This window comes from Sinorhizobium garamanticum (assembly GCF_029892065.1).
Lineage (GTDB): Bacteria > Pseudomonadota > Alphaproteobacteria > Rhizobiales > Rhizobiaceae > Sinorhizobium > Sinorhizobium garamanticum.
The window spans coordinates 534423-549413 of sequence record NZ_CP120373.1; the positions used below are offsets into that span (position 1 = coordinate 534423).

The 14991-nt window shown below is 61.5% G+C and carries 13 protein-coding genes; 6 read left to right on the top strand and 7 right to left on the bottom strand.

The annotated features are described in order from the left end of the window. Window positions 1-45: 45 nt before the first annotated feature. A complete protein-coding gene (locus PZN02_RS02620) occupies window positions 46-285 on the top strand; it encodes an SMc00767 family acetate metabolism repressor (RefSeq protein WP_280660081.1) in 240 nt (79 codons plus the stop codon). Between the two features lie 159 nt (window positions 286-444). Here the strand turns inward: PZN02_RS02620 and PZN02_RS02625 are convergent, their stop codons facing one another. The 5 genes from PZN02_RS02625 to PZN02_RS02645 all read right to left on the bottom strand — a co-directional run bounded on the left by PZN02_RS02625 (window position 445) and on the right by PZN02_RS02645 (window position 6802). Further along, window positions 445-936, bottom strand: a complete 492-nt coding sequence (locus tag PZN02_RS02625) for a GNAT family N-acetyltransferase (protein ID WP_280660082.1) — start codon at window positions 934-936, stop codon at window positions 445-447. Window positions 937-1078: 142 nt separating this feature from the next. Beyond that, window positions 1079-1957 carry a LysR family transcriptional regulator gene (locus PZN02_RS02630; protein ID WP_280660083.1) on the bottom strand — a complete coding sequence of 293 codons (879 nt, stop codon included), beginning with the start codon at window positions 1955-1957 and terminating at the stop codon, window positions 1079-1081. A 375-nt stretch (window positions 1958-2332) separates the two neighbouring features. Beyond that, window positions 2333-4858: a methyl-accepting chemotaxis protein gene (locus tag PZN02_RS02635; RefSeq protein ID WP_280660084.1), complete on the bottom strand. Its 2526-nt coding sequence runs from the start codon at window positions 4856-4858 to the stop codon at window positions 2333-2335. 401 nt (window positions 4859-5259) lie between these two features. Further along, window positions 5260-5400, bottom strand: a complete 141-nt coding sequence (locus PZN02_RS02640; protein ID WP_280660086.1) for a hypothetical protein — start codon at window positions 5398-5400, stop codon at window positions 5260-5262. 217 nt (window positions 5401-5617) lie between these two features. Further along, window positions 5618-6802: a BaiN/RdsA family NAD(P)/FAD-dependent oxidoreductase gene (locus PZN02_RS02645; protein ID WP_280660087.1), complete on the bottom strand. Its 1185-nt coding sequence runs from the start codon at window positions 6800-6802 to the stop codon at window positions 5618-5620. Between the two features lie 134 nt (window positions 6803-6936). On the opposite strand from PZN02_RS02645, the gene PZN02_RS02650 reads away from it, so the two are divergent. From PZN02_RS02650 to edd, 5 genes are all read left to right on the top strand, one after another. After that, window positions 6937-8373 carry a glutamine synthetase family protein gene (locus PZN02_RS02650; RefSeq protein ID WP_280660088.1) on the top strand — a complete coding sequence of 479 codons (1437 nt, stop codon included), beginning with the start codon at window positions 6937-6939 and terminating at the stop codon, window positions 8371-8373. A gap of 15 nt (window positions 8374-8388) precedes the next feature. Next, window positions 8389-9675: an NAD(P)/FAD-dependent oxidoreductase gene (locus PZN02_RS02655; RefSeq protein WP_280660089.1), complete on the top strand. Its 1287-nt coding sequence runs from the start codon at window positions 8389-8391 to the stop codon at window positions 9673-9675. Between the two features lie 97 nt (window positions 9676-9772). Beyond that, the gene (zwf, locus tag PZN02_RS02660) at window positions 9773-11248 is read left to right on the top strand and encodes a glucose-6-phosphate dehydrogenase (protein ID WP_280660090.1); all 1476 of its coding nucleotides are present in this window, start codon (window positions 9773-9775) and stop codon (window positions 11246-11248) included. 9 nt (window positions 11249-11257) lie between these two features. After that, a complete protein-coding gene (gene pgl, locus PZN02_RS02665) occupies window positions 11258-11956 on the top strand; it encodes a 6-phosphogluconolactonase (RefSeq protein ID WP_280660091.1) in 699 nt (232 codons plus the stop codon). 246 nt (window positions 11957-12202) lie between these two features. After that, window positions 12203-14023 carry a phosphogluconate dehydratase gene (edd, locus tag PZN02_RS02670; protein ID WP_280660092.1) on the top strand — a complete coding sequence of 607 codons (1821 nt, stop codon included), beginning with the start codon at window positions 12203-12205 and terminating at the stop codon, window positions 14021-14023. Between the two features lie 48 nt (window positions 14024-14071). On the opposite strand, the gene PZN02_RS02675 is transcribed toward edd, so the two are convergent. After that, on the bottom strand, window positions 14072-14437 hold the full coding sequence (locus PZN02_RS02675) for a GFA family protein (RefSeq protein ID WP_280660093.1): 366 nt from the start codon (window positions 14435-14437) through the stop codon (window positions 14072-14074). A gap of 119 nt (window positions 14438-14556) precedes the next feature. Further along, complete coding sequence (locus PZN02_RS02680; RefSeq protein ID WP_280660094.1) at window positions 14557-14967, bottom strand: hypothetical protein; 411 nt, start codon at window positions 14965-14967, stop codon at window positions 14557-14559. Window positions 14968-14991: the final 24 nt, after the last annotated feature.

A 14991-nucleotide genomic window follows, 5' to 3' on the forward strand; every position in this document is an offset into this window, starting at 1 on the left:
ATCAAGTGCCCGCATCCGGCTCTAACCTGCGAAGGAGCAACGCCAATGACAGTACAGACACGCGTCAAGGAACGGGCCGAGGAACAGTCGTCGGCCATGACCCCGGAACAGCAGGCAGCGATCCGCATGGTCGCAAACGACCTGCATCGCCTCAACCAGTCGGTCATGAAGGCCGTCGATGCCGGCGTTTCGGTCGAACTCGTGCGCTCGGCACGCCATCATGGCGGCGAAGGCAACTGGGGCGACCTGCTGATCCCGGTCATCGTCACGCAGGGACGGCCGTGATGGCTATCCTGGCGTCGGCAACGGCTGCGCTGATGCTTTGTGCGGCGAGTTGGCACGGACTCCGCCTCCGTCCGCAGGTGCTCGCGATCCCTGTGCGCCGCCGGCATCTTGAGAACGACTGATGCTTATTACAGGCTCTGCCTGATTTTATCTCGCGGTTCAGCCAGATGACTTCAGAGTTTTGCGGTAGCAGTGCGTTTGCACGGTAAATCGACCGACAACATCCTTTGGAAGCCAGAGAGCGTCCTCAAATGAGCGGGATAGCGACCATCCTTCCCGCTCATAAAACCTTTGGGCACGGATGTTACCTGCTGTGCAGAACAGCTCCGCCTGTCTCACTCCCCTTTTTAGCAAAAGCTGCTCCGCAAAGGACAATAGCGAGCGGGCAACACCGGTCCCGCGAGCGTTTTCGCTGACATACAGCTTCACGACTTCAGCGTCTTTCAATGATATGAGTCCGAGCAATCCATGATCTGCCGCGACATAGAATTCGTCGCTCGCCTGTTCCAGCCAAAGCGCGAAGTGCCCCAACGTGCGGTATGCTAAAAGCTCCGCGGGGACCAGATCGGCATGAGCGTCATGCCATCCTCGGTGCCAAAGTGGAACTATCGTCGCATAGTCTTCATCTCTTGCAGCACGAATCTCGATCATGCTTCGATCCTCTACCGTTGCTTGTCACGAAAGTCCGCCTCGGGTTCCGCCGGTCGAATTGCTGTCGTAGTTTACTGGATGGCGCACTTATCATGAACAGACGGTCTCAGTTCTACTCTTCCGGAGGCTTGCGCGACGGGCTTTAAGTGGAGTTCCGCCGCGGGCGCTTGCCAGCAAAGAGGTCCACGTGGCTGCGCAGCAGCCGTGTCATCCGGTCGACGACAGTGCGGATTTCCCGCCTGTGACGGTCCTCGTTGTTCATGACGATCCATTGCCGATGCCGCAGCGGCTCAAGTTCCTCGCCCGCGCGCTCGAGAAGCGGATCGAGATCACCCACGAAGCAGGGCAACACCGCCCTCCCCGCCCCGGCGCGCGCGAGATCGAGCAGGGACCGGGGACGACCAACGGTCGCAACGATGCGGCCGGCCACCTGGTCGTGCGGCCAGCGCAGATAGCCCGAGATCGCCTCCTCCTCCGCGACGGCGACCCAGCGCTCCGGTCTGCCTCCCAGCGCATTTTTCTGCCGATAGGCGGCATAGGCCACTTCGCCGATCATCCGCGACGCCAGATAGGTCTCTTCCGGCTCGAAGGCGCGAATGCCGATATCGCTTTCCCGATAGGCAAGGTTCGCCCGCGCCTCCCCGATCGAAAGCGATATGGCAAAGGCGTCGCGCTCGGTGCAGATCGCCGGAAAATTCTCCGCGATCAGCCACGCGTTCCAGGTTCCGGCCGCAATACGCACGACCGGCATCCCCTCGCCTTCCTTTTGCCAGTTCTCGACCTTGCGCGCCGCCGCCTCCATTTCCTGCAATTGCTCGAACAGGAGGCGTCCGTCGGCGGTCAGCACGTATCCGGTCTGGCTCCGCACGAAGAGCGACCGTCCGGTACGCTCCTCGATCTCCAGCATCCGGCGGCCGATGGTTGCCGGACTCAAGCCGGTTGCCTGCGCCGCACCAGTCAGGCCGCCGGCGCGCGCCACAGTCATGAAACAACGGTAGATGTCCCAATCCATGCTTTTCATGGGTGAAAAACATATGGGGAAATAGGCTGTATGTAAAACAGTTTTGAGCGCATAAAAAAGGAGATGCCCGGAAATGAGGAGCATCACCATGGACATGATTGCAATGGCCGTTCTATTCGAGATGGCCTCAAGAAATCGCCGCTGGGATGAACAGTTCGAGCCCCGACGGCCAAGCCGCACGAAGGACTTCCCGAGAGAGCTATTTGCGGCACTCTTCCGCAGGCGACAGCCCGCGGAGACGCACGACTCGGCCGACGCCTAGCCGGGGTTTCTGCGCAAGCAGCGTGAAATGACGACGCCGCGCATCTTTGATGCGCGGCGTTCAATTCTTCGGTGTCACACGGCGAACCGCAGGACCTTTGACGTCGGTGTCCGCTACGCTGCGCGATAGACCTGACCGGAACCGGTCTCCGGCTCCAGCCGGAACTGCTCGACAAGCATCATCAGTGTGTCGGCCTGGTTTGCGAGCGCGCGGCTGGTGGCCGTCGCCTCCTCGACCATTGAGGCGTTCTGCTGGGTCATCTGATCCATTTGGTTGACAGAGCCGTTGACCTCGTTCAGCGCCGCCGCCTGATCGCGGCTTGCCGTTGCGATCATTTCGACATGCTGGCTTACGGAGACGATCTGAGCGCTGATCGAGGCAAGCACTGCGCCAGTCTCCTTGACGAGATGCGAGCCGGAATTGACCTCCTCGGTCGACTTGTTGATGAGCCCCTTGATTTCCCGAGCCGCCTCGGCGGAGCGCTGCGCCAGTTCCCGGACCTCCTGCGCGACGACGGCAAAGCCCTTGCCCGCCTCGCCGGCGCGAGCCGCCTCGATGCCGGCGTTCAAGGCCAGCAGGTTGGTCTGGAAGGCGATGTCGTCGATGACTTCGATAATCTGCTCGATCTGGCGCGAAGCCTCTTCGATGCGTCCCATCGCGGCGATGGCATTGGTGACGACGGTCGCCGAGCTGTCGGCGCTCTTCTTGGTCTGCGAAACGGCGAGGTTCGCCTCATGTGCACGCTCTGCCGAGGAACGCACAGTCACCGTGATCTGGTCGACCGCGGCCGCGGTCTCCTCGAGCGAGGCCGCCTGGGCTTCGGTGCGCTTGGAGAGCGAGTCGGCCGAATGATGCATGTCCGCACCGCTCTGCTGAATTGCCTGGGCGTTCATCCGGATCTGGGCGAGCGTATCCTGAAGCCGGATGAGCGATCCGTTGAAATCCATCCGCAGCTGTTCGAGCCGGCCCTGGAAGGGCACCTCGATCTGGCGCGAGAGGTCGCCTTGCGCGAGACGTCCGAGGCCGGCAGCAAGCTCGCTGACGGCAAGATCGATCTGCCGGTCGAGTTCGCGCTTCTCGGCGTCGTTGCGGCTGCGCTCCGCTTCGGCACGCGCGCGCTGCTCTTCGCTTTCCGCCTCGATGCGCACCTTGGAAAGGGCGTTTTCCTTGAACACGCCGAGGGCACGCGCCATGTCGCCGATCTCGTCACGCCGCGCGTCGCCGTCGATCGCCGTATCGAGCATGCCGTCGGCAAGGCGGCGCATCGCGGCGGTGATCTGTCCGATCGGTTTCTTCAGCGTCAGAGTCAGCGCGATGCCGGCAAGCAGCGCGATGATCACGCCGGCGACAGTCGCGGCGACGGAGATCTGGTTGGCTTCGTCTCGTTCGGTACCGGCGGCGACTTTCTGCTGCTCGGCGAACTCGGTCAGGTCGCCCCAGATCTGATTGATCGACTCACCGGCAGCATTGAACTCGGAGTTTCGCTTGTCGGAACTCGCGACCAGCGCAACACTATCTCTCTTCATCACGTTGATGATCGGAAGGAGCGCGTCCGACGTGGTGTCGAAGAAGCTCATCCCGTTCGCGACGCCGCGCAGCGTCGTCAAATTTGCCTGAACGGCAAGGAACTTATCCAGGAGCCGCTTGCGATTTTCCTCGGTCGTGCTGCCGAGGAAGGCGGCCGCGGCGATCTGGATGTCGGTGATAGACGTGGAAAGCCTGCGCGTCGCGGTCAGCACGGATTCAGTGCTCGCGATCTTTCCATCGAGTTCGCTAAAGATCTGCGTGGCTTCGCGCATCTTGCCCACGGAGGCGGCTTCGAGGCGGAAGCTCGCGGTGCGGAAGCTGTCCACGTACTTCGAAATGCTGCTGAGTGTTTCGGGTCCGACCGGTGCCTTGATCAGGGAGCCGATCTTGCTTGAGGCGGAATTCACAGTGTCGGCGAGGGATTTTTCGCCCTTCGGCAGCAAGGTGAAGATTTCGCGCTGTGTGCGGCCGATCATCGGAAAGCGATCCTTGACCTGCTTCAGCTTCTCTTCGACCGTGGTCGCCTTGGCGACCTCGGTGCCGAACTCCGTGAAGAAGCGGCTGGCGCGAAGGAGTTTTTCGGCGTTCCTGAGCATCGTCTTCGCCGCGTTCTCGTCCTTGCGCACGGCATATTGCAGGCGGTTCGTCTCTTCATTGATCTTCGACTGCTCGGCAACCAGGCGCTCCAGATTGGCCGTCGTGGCCGCGCGCAGCTCTTTCTTGCCGACATGCAGCGTCCAAAGACCCTCGATACGCGCCTCGATATCGCTGGTCGCAGCGATCGCAGCGGTCAGCTCATCCTGTCCGTTCTGGCCGGCGACCTGTGCGGCGGTCTCCGCGAGGATATCCTTCTGCGAGGCGATCGTGGCGCGAACCGCATCGCGGGTTTCTTCGGTCGTTTTGTACAGGAAATTGTTCATGCCCGCGTAGACGTCCTTAAAGCCGCTCAGCGTTTGCAGGACGCTATTTGAAATCTCCATCCGCCCCTGCAGCAGGCCCGATGCGTAGAGGCCGGTGATGCCGACCGCCGAGATGCTGATGACGAACGGCAGGATGAAGAACAGAACCTTCGTCTGAATCTTGAATCGGGCAAGAACTCTATCGATGAACATTGAAAACACCTTGGCTCGCAGCTCGCGTTTCGCTTCCCCCGATGGCCCGACGTACCGCCCCAAGCGATTGCTTGTGGAGGAACACGCCACCCGATGCGCAAACAGGCTGATGTTTTTCGGGAAATCATGCGGCGCACGCCGCCAGTCCGCCGGCAATCATTGCGGGGCCCGCGCCACCTCTCAGGGCGGCGAGGCCCTGACGGAACTCACTTGGGCGCAAGTGTCGATTTGAACGATTAAGATTTGTATAAGCGGCCGGCGGTTTTAAAGCGGTGATGGCGGCAAGGACGATTTTGCGACAACGGCCATGCGGTTTCGGCCGGATCACAGGCACCGCAATTTAGGTCAGGTGAAGTCTCCACCCTGGAAGGCGCTTCCGCCTTCCTGACTTGCACTCAGATTCAGAAAGTGGCGAACGTCGCGAATGTCACAACGAGAAAGAGAGCGATAACCGCACCGAAAGCAATCAGCTCATGGTGCCGGTGGCTCTGCTCGGTGCGGGCAATCGCAACAGCGCGGGGACGGCGGCGTAAGTGGATCATGGCATCCTATCCTTGTCCTGGCTGGCAGCCGACCTGGCTACCATGCAGATCATGGTGCCTTCGTCCTGCGGCCAAGGAAAGTCCATGAAATGGAAACAGTGTGGTTTCCGTTTAGGGACCGCCCCCAGTCCTGTGCAGGCCGTGCAGCCATAAATTCAGGTTCAGCCATTTCCGTTAACAATGGCTGAAAAGGCAAATCACCAATTTTTCCGCATAGTCATACCTCTTGACCGGCGGCGAACCCGGAAGCCCAGGCCCATTGAAAATTGTAGCCACCAAGCCAGCCGGTGACATCGACGCATTCGCCGATGAAATAGAGCCCCGGAACTTCCCTCGCCTGCATCGTGCGGGAATCAAGCGCGCGGGTATCGACCCCGCCGAGCGTGACTTCGGCCGTTCTGTAACCCTCCGACCCGGCAGGCTTCAGCGTCCAGTTCTGGATGGAAGCCGACAGCGCATCAATGGCTTTGTCGGAAAGGTCGGCGAGCATCCGCCCCGCCAGCTTTGCTTCTTCGGTAAAGAACTGCGCCAGCCGTCGCGGCAGAATGTCGGCAAGGGCCGTGTGCGCGGCCTGTCGCCCGTTCGTTCGGCGCATTCCCTTGAGAATAGACCCGATATCGATATCCGGCATCACCCGCAGGACGATCTCCGCGCCTTCCCGCCAATAGGAGGAGACCTGCAGGATGGCGGGTCCGCTCAAGCCGCGATGGGTGAGCAACACCGCTTCGCGGAAGGCGGCCTTGCCGCAGCGCGCCTCGGCATCGGCCGCAACGCCCGCCAGTTCACCGATCTTTTCAAGTTGGACCGGATCGAGGGTCAACGGAACCAGTGCCGGCCGCGTTTCGACGATCGCGAGACCGAACTGTTCAGCGACCCTGTAGGCAAAACCCGTGGCGCCCATTTTCGGAATCGACTTGCCGCCGCTCGCGACGACCAATGACGCTGCCTCGATGGGACCATCGTCGGTCGTTACGCGGAATCCGGATGCGGCTTTCTCGATCGCCGAGATCGCCGTTGCCAGCCGGAGCACCACGCTTGCCTCCTGCATCTCGGCAAGCAGCATGCGGATGATGTCCTTCGCCGAATGATCGCAGAAGAGCTGCCCAAGCGTCTTCTCGTGCCATGTGATGCCGTGCCGCTCGACGAGCGCCACGAAGTCTTGCGGCCGGTAGCGCGCCAGTGCCGACTTAGAGAAATGCGGATTCTCGGAGAGGAAGTTCTTCGGGCCGGCATGGATATTGGTGAAGTTGCAGCGGCCGCCGCCGGATATGCGGATCTTCTCGCCGGGCGCCTTGGCGTGGTCGAGCACGAGCACGCGGCGTCCGCGTTTTCCCGCCTCGATCGCGCACATCATGCCGGCCGCACCTGCGCCGATGATCACCACATCGTGTTTCTCTGCCACGGAAGATCCTTTTCACGTTTCGGCCTTCCTTTCCGATGGCAGACGCAAAAGTCAATCGTGATCCGCTGAAGCCGCTCTAGCCAATCGCCAAACTCCGGCTATGATGCGCTATCCGAAGCCAAAACCGGTGATTTATGCCCTCCAAGAGAAGTGTCGCCCAGCAAGCAGCAAAGATCAGCAAGAGTTCGAAAATACCCGCCGCCCTGCACTCGTCCCGAGGCGTCAAGACTTGGAAGGAGGCAGTCGACTGGCTCAGGATCCGCGGTATCGAAGATATCGAATGCATCACGCCTGACCTTGCCGGCGTACCGCGCGGCAAGATGATGCCGACCTCCAAATTCACGTCGAACACCTCGCTTGCTCTGCCTTCGGCGATCTACCGCCATACGATTTCCGGCGAATATCCCGACGAAACCGACCAGTTTCGTTACGATTCCCGCGACAGCGACATCAAGCTGATGCCCGATCTTTCGACCCTTTCTGTCGTTCCCTGGGAGACCGACCCGACGGCCCAGGTGATCTGCGACATCGTCGGCTCGCAAGGCGAGCAGATCAGCTATACGCCGCGCAACGTCTTGAAGCGCGTGGTCGACCTTTATCGCCAGAAGGGCTGGAAGCCGGTCGTCGCGCCCGAGATCGAATTCTACCTGGTCGCCCAGAACGACGATCCGGACTACCCGCTGCGCCCGCCGAAGGGACGCTCCGGCCGCTCGATTCTCGGCGGCCAGGGCTATTCGATCGCCGGCATCAACGAATTCGACGAACTGATCGACGACATCTACCATTTCTCCGAGAAGCAGGGTCTGGAGATCGACACCCTCATTCACGAAGAGGGCCCGGCGCAGCTCGAAATCAACCTCAGGCACGGGGACCCTATCGAGCTGGCCGACCAGGTTTTCCTGTTCAAGCGAACAATTCGTGAAGCGGCGCTGAAGCACGGCATCTACGCGACCTTCATGGCGAAGCCGATGCAGGGCCAACCCGGCTCGGCGATGCACATTCACCAGTCAGTTGTCGAGATCAACACCGGTCGCAACCTCTTCTCGAATGTGGACGGGTCGCCATCGAAGGAGTTCTTCTCCTTCATCGGCGGCATGCAGCACTACGTTCCGAGGACGTTGGCGATGATGGCGCCGTACGTGAACTCCTACCGGCGGCTGACGCCCGACATGTCAGCGCCGGTGAACACCGCCTGGGGTTACGACAACCGGACAACGGCGTTCCGCATCCCCGTATCGGACGCGGCGGCGCGACGCATCGAGAACCGCCTACCGAGTTCGGATGCCAACCCCTATCTGGCGCTCGCGGCCTCGCTCGGCTGCGGCTATCTCGGCATCGTCGAGGGCCTGGAGCCCACGCCGCCGACCGAGGACACCGCCAACGAAGGCGAAATCGATCTGCCGCGCGGCCTGCTCGAGGCCGTCTCGCTGCTCGAATCTGCGCCCTCGCTTGCCGACGTCTTCACGCCCGAATTCATCGCCATCTATGCCGGCGTGAAGCGTGGCGAATTCGAGACCTTCATGCAGGTCATCAGTCCGTGGGAACGCGAATTCCTGCTTCTGAACGTCTGACCGAAAGGCAACTTCATGCCCTGGCAAAGTCCGATCTCGCCCGGAATCTCCTGGTACGAGGCGACGGTACTGGAGCGTCCGGATTATCCGACGCTGCCAGGCTCCCGGAAGAGTGACGTCGCAATCGTCGGCGGCGGTTACACGGGTCTTCAGGCCGCCTACAATCTCGCCAAGAACGGCATCGACGTGACCCTGATCGACGCCTGCCGGTTCGGCGACGGTGCCTCCGGCCGGAACGGTGGCCAGTTCGGCACCGGCCAGCGCGCCTGGGCGGAGGATACCGAGGAAACGCTCGGCCACGAGCGTGCCAAGCTGCTGTTCGAGATGGCGGAGAACGCCAAGCGCTATCTCCTGGACTTCGCCGACGAACACGGGATCGACATCGAGTTCGTGCCCGGGCAGCTTTCCGTCGGCCACAAGGAAAGCCTCGAGAAGGATTACCGCCGCCATGTCGAGGCGATGGCGGAGCGTTTCGGATATTCGCACCTCTCCTTCATGGAACGCGACGAGACGGCAAGCCGGCTGGGATCGCATCACTATCGGTTCGGCATACGCGACACCGGCACCGGACACATCCACCCGATGAAACTGCTCGTCGGTCTCGCAAAGCAGGCGGCCCGTGCCGGCGCCAGCCTCCACGAGCAGACGAAGGCGCTGAAGATCGAGAAAAAGGGGACCGCGATCGCCATCGACACCGATCGCGGCACGATCACTGCGGACCGAGTGCTGATCGCCTGCAATGCCTATATCGGCAACCTTGAGCCTGTAACCGCCAGCCACGTCATGCCGATCCGCTCGTTCATCGGCGCGACAAAGATCCTGTCCGACCATCCAGACGTACTGCCCGGCGGCGAATCGGTCGACGATTCGCGCTTCGTCGTGCGCTATTTCCGTAAATCGAAAGACGGACGGCTGCTCTTCGGCGGGCGCGAAGCCTATACAGCCGACAATCCACGCGACATTTCGAGCCACATCCGCCGCCAGATCAGCGAGATCTATCCGGCGCTCGCCAATGTCGAGATCACGCACGCCTGGGGCGGTTCGGTCGGCATCACCATGCCGCGCCAGCCCTTCTGCCGAGAGGTCATGCCTGGGGTTACAAGCATCGGCGGCTATTCCGGGCACGGCGTCATGCTGTCCAACTATTGCGGCAAGCTCTATGCTGACCTGGTCTTGGGCAAACAGACGGAGCTGGATCTTCTCAAGGCCTTGAAAATACCTGCTTTCCCGGGCGGAATGCGATTCCGCTCGGTGCTCCTGTTCCTCGCGCTCAGCTGGTATGCTTTGCGCGACCGGTTCTAAAACGCCGCGTGCAGACGCATTTTGTTGCGCCGCACCCTAGCGTTTTTAAATCGATTAGATTATACCACCCCTGACCTGAACAAGATCGAGATATCCCATGAGCAGCCAGATCATTCCCGTCGACCCGTTTGACTATGTGGTATTCGGGGGCACCGGCGATCTTGCGGAGCGCAAGCTTCTGCCCGCGCTCTATCACCGGCAGATCGAAGGTCAATTCAGCGAGCCGACGCGAATCATTGGCGCATCACGCGCGGCACTGACTCACGAAGAATACCGAACGTTCGCGACCGACGCCTTGAAGGAGCATCTCAAACAGGGCGAATTCAACGAGGCGGAAGTGGCGAAATTCACGGCCCGGCTCTACTACGTCTCTGTCGACGCCAAATCCGACCAGGGCTGGGACGAGCTGAAGAAAATCCTCGACGAAGGAAAGGATCGCATCCGTGCCTTCTATCTCGCCGTCGCGCCGGCGATCTTCGGCGATATTTCGGAAAAGATTCGCGACAACAAGCTCATTACCAAGAACACCCGCATCGTCGTCGAGAAACCGATCGGACGCGACCTCGCCTCTGCGACGGAACTCAACGACACGATCGGCAAGGTTTTCCGTGAAGAGCAGATCTTCCGCATCGACCACTACCTTGGCAAGGAGACGGTGCAGAACCTCATGGCCCTGCGCTTTGCCAATGCGCTTTACGAGCCGCTATGGAACTCGGCGCATATCGACCATGTGCAGATCACCGTTTCGGAATCCGTCGGCCTCGAAAACCGTGCCGGCTACTACGATAAGGCGGGTGCGCTCCGCGACATGGTGCAGAACCACATTCTGCAGCTCGTTTGTTTCGTCGCCATGGAAGCGCCGACCTCGATGGACGCTGAGGCCGTGCGTGACGAAAAGCTCAAGGTGCTTCGCGCGCTGAAGCCGATCACCGCGGCCAATGTCGAGCAGGTGACGGTTCGCGGCCAGTATCGTGCCGGCGCATCCGCCGGCGGTCCGGTAAAGGGCTATCTCGAGGAACTGGAAGGCGGCGTTTCCAACACCGAGACGTTCGTCGCGCTCAAGGCCGAGGTCAGCAACTGGCGTTGGGCCGGCGTGCCCTTCTATATTCGCACCGGCAAGCGCATGGCGGGCCGCATGTCGGAGATCGTCATCACCTTCAAGCAGATCCCCCACTCGATCTTCGATCACAGCGCCGGACGGATTTCGGCAAACCAGCTGATGATCCGCCTCCAGCCGAACGAAGGCGTCAAGCAGTCGCTGATGATTAAGGACCCGGGGCCGGGCGGCATGCGCCTCAGGAACGTCCCGCTCGACATGAGCTTCGCGGAAGCCTTCGGCGTGCGAAACGCCGACGCCTATGAGCGCCTGCTGCTGGATGTCGTCCGCAACAACCAGACGCTGTTCGTCCGGCGCGACGAAGTGGAAGCCGCCTGGCAATGGATCGACCCTGTCCTCAAGGCGTGGGAAACGACCGGACAGCAGGTGCAGGGCTACACGGCCGGCACCTGGGGTCCGAGCCAGTCGATCGCACTGATCGAGCGCGACGGCCGCACCTGGAACGATACAATCTAGGATCGACCCATGAGCGCTTCCCTGCACATATTCGAGAACGGAACCGCATTGGCGGAGGGCCTTGCGGATGCGGTCAGCGCCAAGCTCGCCGCGGCGATCGAGGCCCGCGGCGCTGCGAGCATCGCGGTCTCCGGCGGAACGACGCCGAAGGCCTTCTTCCAGGCACTTTCGCGGCGCGAGATAGACTGGACGAAGGTGACCGTCACGCTGGTCGACGAGCGCTTCGTGCCCCCGGAAAACGAACGCTCCAACCATGGGCTGGTCGCCGCCAACCTGCTGCAGAACAAGGCGAAGGCGGCCAGGTTCCTGCCGCTCTACAACGCAGCAGCCACTGCCGAGGACGCCGCAGCGACGGCGAGCCGGTCGGTTGCGGCGATCGGCGCACCCTTCGATGTCGTTGTCCTCGGGATGGGAACGGATGGGCACACCGCCTCGTTCTTCCCGCGAGGGACGCGTCTTAAAGAGGCGATCGATCCGGCGACGCCACGTGGCGTGATCACGATGGACGCGGACGGCGCGGGTGAGACGCGCCTGACATTTACTTTTTCCAGTCTTGAGGACGCCGGGCTACTCGTCCTGCATATCGAAGGCGAAGGCAAGAAGGAGGTTCTTGCCCGAGCGGAGGCGCCCGGCGATGAGACGGAGATGCCGATCCGCGCCATGTTGCGGCACGCAACATCGCCGCTGCAGATCTACTGGGCGCCGTAATACGGCGAGTGCCCCTTCGGGCAGCACCCGCCACGGTAGATAGCGCCCCGAACAGGGCTTTCCTTGCGCGTTCCCTCGAGTGCGCAGGTTATGTTGAGTGATTTGTCCTCATTTCGCGATCGAACTGAGGACAAATTTACACAACAGTTCAAACTGTTACAGTCGCCGATGCGGTGCCGCACGGCCGCTGTAGACCGATGACAGGATGAAGACAGGGGCCGTCAAGGCTCCGGAACAGGATGTATCATGTCCGCCGATTCCCGCGTTGCCGCCATCACCGCCCGCATCGTCGAGCGCTCGAAACCCCACCGCGAGGCCTATCTCGACAGAGTCCGCACCGCCGCGACAAACGGACCGCATCGCAGCGTGCTCGGCTGCGGCAACCTCGCACATGGGTTTGCCGTCTGTTCCCCCGCCGAGAAGACGGCGCTCGCGGGTGACCGCGTCCCCAATCTCGGCATCATTACCTCCTACAACGACATGCTCTCGGCGCATCAGCCCTTCGAGACCTACCCGGCAGTGATCCGGGAGGCGGCTCGCGAGGCGGGCGGCGTGGCGCAAGTCGCCGGCGGCGTGCCGGCGATGTGCGACGGCGTCACCCAGGGCCAGCCCGGCATGGAGCTGTCGCTCTTCTCGCGCGACCTGATCGCGATGGCAGCGGGCGTCGGGCTATCGCACAACATGTTCGACTCCGCTGTCTATCTCGGCGTCTGCGACAAGATTGTCCCGGGCCTCGTCATCGCTGCATTGACCTTCGGCCACCTGCCCGCTGTCTTCATTCCCGCCGGACCGATGACCTCGGGTCTGCCGAATGACGAAAAGGCCCGCGTCCGCCAACTCTTCGCCGAGGGCAAGGTCGGTCGCGACGAATTGCTCGAGGCGGAATCCAAGTCTTATCACGGCCCCGGCACCTGCACCTTCTACGGCACCGCCAACTCCAATCAGATGCTGATGGAGATCATGGGCTTCCATCTGCCCGGTGCCTCCTTCATCAATCCAGGCACGCCGCTGCGCGACGCGCTCACCAAGGAGGCGGCCAAACGGGCGCTGGCCATCACCGCCATGGGCAACGAGTTCACGCCCGCGGGCGAGATGATCGACGAACGATCGATCGTCAACGGCGTCGTCGGTCTGCACGCAACGGGCGGCTCGACCAACCACACCATGCATCTCGTTGCCATGGCGCGCGCCGCAGGCATCATGCTCACCTGGCAGGACATCTCCGAACTTTCCGACATCGTGCCACTGCTGGCACGCGTCTATCCGAACGGGCTCGCGGACGTGAACCATTTCCACGCCGCCGGCGGCATGGGCTTCCTGATCGGGCAACTGCTCAAGAACGGATTGCTGCACGATGACGTCAGGACGGTGTTCGGCCAAGGCCTCGACGCCTATGCGATCGACGTCAAGCTCGGCGCCAACGGCGGCGTCCACCGCGAGCCGGCGCCGCAACAGAGCGCCGATCCGAAGGTGCTGACAACGATCGATCAACCGTTCCAGCACACGGGCGGGCTAAAGATGCTCGCCGGCAATATCGGCAAGGCCGTCATCAAGATTTCAGCCGTCAAGCCGGATCGCCATGTCATCGAAGCGCCGGCAAAGATCTTTCACGATCAGTCGGAGCTCAACGCCGCTTTCAAGGCGGGCAAGCTGGAGGGCGATTTCGTCGCCGTGGTCCGCTTCCAGGGTCCGAAGGCCAATGGCATGCCGGAACTGCACAAGATGACGACCGTACTCGGCATCCTGCAGGATCGTGGCCAGAAGGTTGCCATCTTGACCGACGGCCGCATGTCGGGCGCGTCCGGCAAGGTCCCGGCAGCCATCCATGTCACCCCGGAAGCAAAGGACGGCGGGCCGATCGCGCGCATTCAGGAAGGTGACATCGTCCGCATCGACGCGATTGCCGGAACGATAGAGGTACTGGTCGAAGATATTGCACTGAAAACGCGCGTGCCGGCCCATATCGACCTCTCCGACAACGAATTCGGCATGGGCCGCGAGCTGTTCGCGCCGTTCCGCAGGATCGCGGGTACGGCCGATAATGGGGCAAGTGTCCTTTTCCAATGAGCCCGCAGTGAGCCGGCGGACGTCCGGACCAAGTATTGGCCGCTCTCGCTAAGGGAGCGGCCCGGGAGGCATATCGTTTCGGCCGTCGTAACGCTCAATCTCGAGCGTGAACACGTCCACCCCTTCAATGCAGCGGGCATTGAGCGAAACGCGGTCGCCCGGATAGCCGCTTCGCATGATCGCGGTGCCGCATGTGGGGCAGAAGTGATGGCCTTCGGTGATGCCGCGCCAGATGTAGGTCGACAGACGGCGCTTTTCGGTAATCAGCCTGACAGCAGCGGCATCCACCTTCCAATGAAGGAAACCAGAACGCCGGCACGTCGAGCAATTGCATTCGACCAGTCGCGATAGCTCAGCGTCGACCTCGAGAGAGATGTCGCCGCAATGACAGGAAAGCCGATAGGGTCGCTGCATAGCGGTTCTCTGGCCTCGATCTACAGTCGCCACAGCTTGAGTCTCGACAACGCAGGCAGCCCCGTCAAGACGGAGCGCAATGCCGACACGCGCCGTAGACACAACGCACTTTTTCGGTTTCAGCGATAGATATCGAGCGTGCGATTGCGGTGGTTCGGATGCGTGCTGTAGACGAAGATCCGGTTCAAATCGCGATCTGTCAAAAGCCGCAGGAAGCGAGCTTCGATGATATTGTTGGCATGGACGCGCTTGAGTAGGCAGCCGATCAAGGGGATGCGTGCGCTCGGGATGTCGAGATAGAAGGTCCGCGGCAGTTGGAACTTCGTCAGGATGCCGATGATGGCGCTGCTCTTGGAAAGCTTGATGATCTCGCAGCGGCGAGATGAGAGGTGCTGCATGCCCTTCTCGGTGAATTCGATGCGCGCCTCGTTGCGTGTGTCCTCCATTGGAAAGTTCGCTTCCCGATCGTACATGAAGGATTCTTCCTTGTTGAGGAAGTGCTGGTGCACCACAGGCGCCGCGCCGCTCATAGAATTCGCCTTTCACATTTCCAT

Bases quoted from the DNA above. Each gene is read 5' to 3' on its own strand.
- PZN02_RS02630 (WP_280660083.1), bottom strand. From the start codon at position 1,957: ATGAAAAGCATGGATTGGGACATCTACCGTTGTTTCATGACTGTGGCG.
- PZN02_RS02635 (WP_280660084.1), bottom strand. From the start codon at position 4,858: ATGTTCATCGATAGAGTTCTTGCCCGATTCAAGATTCAGACGAAGGTT.
- PZN02_RS02680 (WP_280660094.1), bottom strand. From the start codon at position 14,967: ATGAGCGGCGCGGCGCCTGTGGTGCACCAGCACTTCCTCAACAAGGAA.
- PZN02_RS02620 (WP_280660081.1), top strand. From the start codon at position 46: ATGACAGTACAGACACGCGTCAAGGAACGGGCCGAGGAACAGTCGTCG.
- PZN02_RS02675 (WP_280660093.1), bottom strand. From the start codon at position 14,437: ATGCAGCGACCCTATCGGCTTTCCTGTCATTGCGGCGACATCTCTCTC.
- PZN02_RS02655 (WP_280660089.1), top strand. From the start codon at position 8,389: ATGCCCTGGCAAAGTCCGATCTCGCCCGGAATCTCCTGGTACGAGGCG.
- PZN02_RS02650 (WP_280660088.1), top strand. From the start codon at position 6,937: ATGCCCTCCAAGAGAAGTGTCGCCCAGCAAGCAGCAAAGATCAGCAAG.
- PZN02_RS02640 (WP_280660086.1), bottom strand. From the start codon at position 5,400: ATGATCCACTTACGCCGCCGTCCCCGCGCTGTTGCGATTGCCCGCACC.
- zwf (WP_280660090.1), top strand. From the start codon at position 9,773: ATGAGCAGCCAGATCATTCCCGTCGACCCGTTTGACTATGTGGTATTC.
- pgl (WP_280660091.1), top strand. From the start codon at position 11,258: ATGAGCGCTTCCCTGCACATATTCGAGAACGGAACCGCATTGGCGGAG.
- PZN02_RS02625 (WP_280660082.1), bottom strand. From the start codon at position 936: ATGATCGAGATTCGTGCTGCAAGAGATGAAGACTATGCGACGATAGTT.
- edd (WP_280660092.1), top strand. From the start codon at position 12,203: ATGTCCGCCGATTCCCGCGTTGCCGCCATCACCGCCCGCATCGTCGAG.